This is a genomic window from Streptomyces sp. NPDC001880 (assembly GCF_053594575.1).
The window spans coordinates 1-2,629 of record NZ_JBSFET010000236.1 but is presented as its reverse complement, the minus strand read 5'-3'; the positions used below and the strand labels follow the sequence as shown (position 1 = coordinate 2,629).

Here is a 2,629-nt window from a genome sequence, read left to right as displayed (position 1 = left end):
AGGCGGGCCTGGGCGCCGTCGTGCAGATCGCGCTCGATCCGGCGCAGGTCGGCGGCGGCCGTGTCGACGACCACCCCCCGGTCCGACTCCAGCTCGGCGATCCGGCGCTCCAGCTCGTCGGAGGGCGAGAGCAGCCCGCGCACCATCGACCGGTCCACATTGCTGAGGAGCCGCGCGATGCGGGGGAGCACCGGCCACAGCACGAGGAGGCTCACGAGCGTCACCGCGAAGGTGAGCACGCCCCAGGGCAGCCGGACGAAGGAGTACAGCACGGTCCGCCAGCCCACCGGGTCCTTCAGGCTCGACCACAGCCAGGGGAAGAACCCCTTTTCCCGGCGGGCCAGATCCATCGGGCTCGGCTCGTCGATCCGCACCCCGAGCATCGCCCGCGCCCGGCCCCGCTCGGCCTTGCCGACCAGCCGCGCCCCGTGCAGCCCGAGGGCGAGCAGGGGCAGACCGATCACCGTGACCGCAAGGGCCACGCCGACGGCGATCATGAGCACTGTGTAAACAAACCCGACGATGACCATGGGGAGATTGGCCAGGAGATGGCCGATCTCCTTCCAGGTCCAGCGGTCGGGAATGATGCGGGCGGGCGGTGGCCGGTCGTTGTCCGGCACCTGGGGGCTCATGGTCATGGGCCCAGCCTGCCGGGCCGGACCGGCGCACGCCATGGGGCCCATGGGTGAGGTGAAGTAGGGATAACCCCACCCCTTGTCCGACGCGGCTGCTTACCCTCTCTTTAACAGGGCCTAGACTCCCGTGCGTACAGATCACCGGACGGATTCGAAGGAGCGAGGGGCGGACGTGGCGGACCTGCCGGAATCGACCGTTCTCGCGTCGGACTACTTCCACGGGTATTCAGTGGTCGGACTGCTCGCCGTGATCGGCGTGCTGTTCGTCGCCGTCGCCTTCGGGGCCGGCCGGCTGCTGCGCCCCGTGGTCCCGACGCCGGAGAAGCTCCTGACGTACGAATGCGGCGTGGACCCGGTGGGTGAAGGATGGGCACATACCCAGGTCCGTTATTACGTCTATGCCTTCCTGTACGTGATCTTCGCCGTCGACTCGATTTTCCTGTTTCCGTGGGCGACCGTATTCGCCGCGCCCGGATACGGGGCGACGACGCTGGTCGAAATGTTCATCTTCCTCGGTTTCCTGGCCGTGGGACTGCTCTACGCATGGAAGAAGGGCGTCCTCGAATGGACGTGACCAGCCCGCCGGCCGACGGGGGTTTCGAACCGCAGCCCGTGCCGACCTTCCTGCCTGAGCCCAAGCGGCTCGGCGTCCTGTCGCGCCTGGCGCCGGAGCCGATGAAGGTGGTCCTGAACTGGGGCCGCCGCTACAGCCTCTGGGTCTTCAACTTCGGGCTCGCCTGCTGCGCGATCGAATTCATCGCCGCCTCCATGGCCCGGCACGACTTCATCCGGCTCGGCGTGATCCCGTTCGCGCCGGGACCGCGCCAGGCCGACCTCATGATCGTTTCCGGCACGGTGACCGACAAGATGGCCCCGGCGGTGAAGCGGCTGTACGAGCAGATGCCGGAGCCCAAGTACGTCATCTCCTTCGGCGCCTGCTCCAACTGCGGCGGCCCGTACTGGGACTCGTACTCCGTGACCAAGGGCGTCGACCAGATCATCCCGGTCGACGTCTACGTTCCCGGCTGCCCGCCCCGGCCGGAGGCGCTCCTCCAGGGCATCCTCAAGCTCCAGGAGAAGATCGCCCGCGAGTCGCTGGGGGAGCGGTACACGGCGGGCGGCAGCCGTCCTTCCACCGCTGCCCTGCGCAGCGGTCTGGTCGCGCCCCCGCAGGCCCCGTCCCAGGCCCAGGCTCCGTCCCCGGCTCCGGGGGAGGACCGCGCATGACCACCAGCCCCTCCGACGCCTACGACCGCCTGCCGGACGCCGCCGCCGAACTCTTCGGCGAGGACGCGACGGCCCAGTACGCGTACGACCTGCTGACCGTCGACGTACCGGCGGCCTCCTGGATCACCGCCCTCGAAACGGCCCGCGACCGGCTGGGCTGCACGTATTTCGACTGGCTGAGCGCGGTCGACGAACCGGGCACCGGATTCTCGGTCTGCGCCCATGTCGCGGCCCTGGCCACGGGCAGGGTGCGCCGGCTCATGATCCGTACGACCGTCCCGCACGAGGCGGCGGTCCTGCCCACCGCCGTCGGCGTCTACGCGGGCGCCGCCTGGCACGAGCGCGAGACGCACGAGATGTTCGGCATCGGCTTCGAGGGCCACCCGAACCTGGTGCCGCTGCTGCTGCCCGAGGGCTTCGAGGGCCATCCGCTGCGCAAGGACTTCGTGCTGGCGGCGCGCGTCGCGAAGGCATGGCCCGGTGCGAAGGAGCCCGGCGAGTCGGAGCACGGCGGACCGAAGCGGCGCACGATGATGCCGCCCGGCGTTCCCGACCCGAACGACTGGGGCCCCCTGAAGGGCCAGCTCCCGCCCGCCCCGTCCCGCCCGGGACGCACCCCGCGCGCGGCGGGCGACCGCCCGGTGCGCCGCACCCGCAGCGCGAGCGAGGGCTCTCCGACGAACCGGACTTCGGCAACGGCACCGCCACCGTCGACGGCGAGACGGCCGACTACCGTTTCGCGTCCGTTCAGGCGACGACCCCCGCCG

The 2,629-nt window shown here is 70.6% G+C and carries 4 protein-coding genes; 3 read left to right on the top strand and 1 reads right to left on the bottom strand.

Annotated features, from left to right (window positions below):
* Positions 1-638: sensor domain-containing protein (locus ACWCQ6_RS36765; RefSeq protein ID WP_451096789.1), on the bottom strand; the 638-nt coding region annotated here is incomplete at its 3' end.
* 169 nt (positions 639-807) lie between these two features.
* Here ACWCQ6_RS36765 and ACWCQ6_RS36760 point away from each other — a divergent pair.
* From ACWCQ6_RS36760 to ACWCQ6_RS36750, 3 genes are all read left to right on the top strand, one after another.
* Positions 808-1,209 (top strand): NADH-quinone oxidoreductase subunit A, encoded by a 402-nt coding sequence (locus ACWCQ6_RS36760; RefSeq protein WP_189544080.1) that lies wholly within the window; start codon positions 808-810, stop codon positions 1,207-1,209.
* The gene (locus ACWCQ6_RS36755) at positions 1,200-1,862 is read left to right on the top strand and encodes an NADH-quinone oxidoreductase subunit B (RefSeq protein WP_451096787.1); all 663 of its coding nucleotides are present in this window, start codon (positions 1,200-1,202) and stop codon (positions 1,860-1,862) included. Before ACWCQ6_RS36760 ends, ACWCQ6_RS36755 begins: the two co-directional genes overlap by 10 nt.
* The coding region (locus tag ACWCQ6_RS36750) for an NADH-quinone oxidoreductase subunit C (RefSeq protein WP_451096785.1) at positions 1,859-2,629 on the top strand (771 nt) is incomplete at its 3' end. The genes ACWCQ6_RS36755 and ACWCQ6_RS36750, both read left to right, overlap by 4 nt.

What these genes read in the sequence shown, in the direction of transcription:
- ACWCQ6_RS36755 (WP_451096787.1), top strand. Translation starts at nt 1,200, where the DNA reads ATGGACGTGACCAGCCCGCCGGCCGACGGGGGTTTCGAACCGCAGCCC.